Origin of the sequence: Thalassoglobus neptunius, from assembly GCF_007859735.1 — a bacterium.
GTDB classification, from domain to species: Bacteria; Planctomycetota; Planctomycetia; order Planctomycetales; family Planctomycetaceae; genus Thalassoglobus; species Thalassoglobus neptunius.
Map to the genome: position 1 here is coordinate 1 of NZ_SIHI01000121.1, position 2,291 is coordinate 2,291.

Sequence of the window (2,291 nt, forward strand, 5' to 3'; positions counted from 1 at the left end):
CGCTGGCGAACGACTTCGTGACCGATGAAGAGTTCGATCGACTGCTCGATGCCTGGTTCGGAAACGCAGCGCGAGTGCTGGAGCCAGGCCGGGCGTTTTACATCTGGGGCGGGTATGCCAACTGCGCCAACTATCCTCCGTACCTGAAGCAGCACGACTTGTACTTCTCACAGGCGATCATCTGGGACAAGCAGCACCCGGTGCTGACCCGCAAGGACTTCATGGGAGCGCACGAGTGGTGTTTTTACGGGTGGGAAGCGTTCACCGGGAACAAGGCGGAACGGGTGACGGGATGATGATTGAATGCACCAATTCGCTAGTAAAGAAGCCTTGCCTAGTGAAGATCACAAGTCAAGAACTCTTTACTAGCGGAGTGTGCTCATTGAGGGAGCAAACGTGTCCGGTTCTGCAGCGCTCTGATCAATCGAGATCATGGCCGCTCCACCAGTCTCTGAGCGTTCGTGCGACGAACCAGAATCGTGTTCCCACGATCCACCCGACGGCAGCGACGACCACAAAGAATGCGGCCCATCCCTTCCAATCGTTCCGGTCAGCAAACGGGACCGCGAGCACCACGGCGGTCAGCGACACGAGGAAGATGGAAAAATTTCGTGTGATGAGCGGTTCAGCCATGACTTTCTACCTGTCAGCGAGAACAGCGAGTGAGGACCTATTCCGCCAACCGTTGCAGATCGTCGCTGAACTTCTGGTTGATCTTTTCCAGCGAGGCTTCGAGCTTGCGTTGCCTGCGTTTGTCTCGGACGGGTGTCACCAGCAGCACATCACCGTTGGTGGTCAGTTCGAGCGGGGTGTCAGCGGTGATCTGCAGCAGTTCGAGAATCGGCTTGTCGATCACCAGCGCCAGGCTGTTGCCGTGCTTGATCAGGTTCTTGCTCATGATTCGTGCTCCGAATGGGATACACATAGTGTATATGCAACTCGTATCGTGGGCAACGACGTTGGCCAGTGTTGGCCACGTCTGCAAGTCCCGACAACCAATCCCACCAACCAAAAAACGCCCGCACGTGGGGAGCGTGGGGCGTGGGTTCGTACAGGGTGGTGGTCAGCGAGGTTCCGGTGGCTCCTGATCAACAACGGGTTCAAGTCGATCGGCGATCGACAGCAGGACTTCGACGAGGTCGTGGGCGTCGATGTGTGTGGAACGTTCGCCGTTCTCAATCCGCAGTTGAACGATGGATGTCACCGCGTGAATCGCCTCAATCAGTTGGTGTGTGGAGTCGGTCATCGGTTATTCCCCGTTCTGTGCCAGCGCGAACAGTCCCTTATCGACCTTCGAGAACCGGGAGGCCTCGCCCTTGCCGTTGATCTCACGAACCAGCGCTGCGTAAAGCGTGGCGTGCGGGGTTTTTCCATTGGGACTCGTCCAGAGCTTTTGCTGGGCCAACTGTTCGATGAGCTGTTTGGAGGTCAACGGTTCGCTCGCGTTGCCGAGGACTACCGCCGCTGCATCCAGCATCGACAGCTTCTTCTTCGCGGGTGGCTTGGTGGTCTTTGCGGGCTTGGTGTTCGTGTTGCTGGACGCTGGAGCTTTCTTTGGAACGGCTTTCTTGTTCGTCGTTGCAGTGGTCTTCTTCGTCGTCGTTTTTTGAGTCGCCATCGTTCGTGTTCCCTGGTGAGGTTTGTGTGGCCGCGATCGCCGTTGATCACAGCCGATGACCATCAGTTACCTCGGGTGCAGACAGACATCCACTCCGTTCGTCCACAAAACCTGAACGTCTCACAGCTTCTCACGTCGCTCCTGCCGCGCTGCTCCCCGGCGAGACCCAAACGCCTCCCTGGCACCCGTGAGGAATCCATGGTTCCTTCCAGCGCCTGTAGTGAGCCGTGGTCCTCGCCATCGCGGGGTTTTCGTACGCAACGTCTCTGTTTCCCGAGTAAGTAAGAATTCATGCCTCCCCGCAAAAAAACGGTCTCACCGCCTGAATCTCGCTCTCTCTCGCAGCAGCTCGAGCGGGAACAGGCCTCCCGCGCTTACCGCAAGGTGATGTCGGGAGAAACACCGACCGCACAGGAACAGTCCGCGCTCAAGCGCTATGAGAAGGAACAGGAAGAGCAGAAGCGGTGGCAGTATTATGAGTCGATCCCGCAGAAGCACTGGCGCCAGATGTCGGGACGACAGACCAAGGTCATCAACGAGCAGGCGGAGCGGTATGGAATCCCGTTTGGAGGACGGACGATCAATCTCCCGAAGGTGGTGCGGGCGCTGCACGAGTTCCTGGCAGCCAATGCCCGCAGGCTTCTGGAGGATGACGATGACCTGCTGCAGTCGG

At 57.9% G+C, this 2,291-nt stretch carries 6 protein-coding genes; 2 read left to right on the forward strand and 4 right to left on the reverse strand.

Features of this window, described 5'->3' with window-relative positions:
- Positions 1 to 296, forward strand: a 296-nt coding sequence (locus KOR42_RS26035; protein ID WP_197441626.1) for a site-specific DNA-methyltransferase, incomplete at its 5' end; no start/stop codon positions are given.
- 124 nt (positions 297 to 420) lie between these two features.
- Here the strand turns inward: KOR42_RS26035 and KOR42_RS26040 are convergent.
- The 4 genes from KOR42_RS26040 to KOR42_RS26055 all read right to left on the reverse strand — a co-directional run bounded on the left by KOR42_RS26040 (position 421) and on the right by KOR42_RS26055 (position 1,618).
- Positions 421 to 633 carry a hypothetical protein gene (locus KOR42_RS26040; RefSeq protein ID WP_146512717.1) on the reverse strand — a complete coding sequence of 71 codons (213 nt, stop codon included), beginning with the start codon at positions 631 to 633 and terminating at the stop codon, positions 421 to 423.
- A 37-nt stretch (positions 634 to 670) separates the two neighbouring features.
- A complete protein-coding gene (locus KOR42_RS26045) occupies positions 671 to 898 on the reverse strand; it encodes an AbrB/MazE/SpoVT family DNA-binding domain-containing protein (RefSeq protein ID WP_146512718.1) in 228 nt (75 codons plus the stop codon).
- A gap of 165 nt (positions 899 to 1,063) precedes the next feature.
- Positions 1,064 to 1,246, reverse strand: a complete 183-nt coding sequence (locus KOR42_RS26050; RefSeq protein WP_146510900.1) for a hypothetical protein — start codon at positions 1,244 to 1,246, stop codon at positions 1,064 to 1,066.
- A gap of 3 nt (positions 1,247 to 1,249) precedes the next feature.
- Positions 1,250 to 1,618: a winged helix-turn-helix domain-containing protein gene (locus KOR42_RS26055; RefSeq protein WP_197441627.1), complete on the reverse strand. Its 369-nt coding sequence runs from the start codon at positions 1,616 to 1,618 to the stop codon at positions 1,250 to 1,252.
- A gap of 291 nt (positions 1,619 to 1,909) precedes the next feature.
- On the opposite strand from KOR42_RS26055, the gene KOR42_RS26060 reads away from it, so the two are divergent.
- A partial coding sequence (locus KOR42_RS26060) for a hypothetical protein (RefSeq protein ID WP_146512720.1) occupies positions 1,910 to 2,291 on the forward strand: 382 nt, incomplete at its 3' end.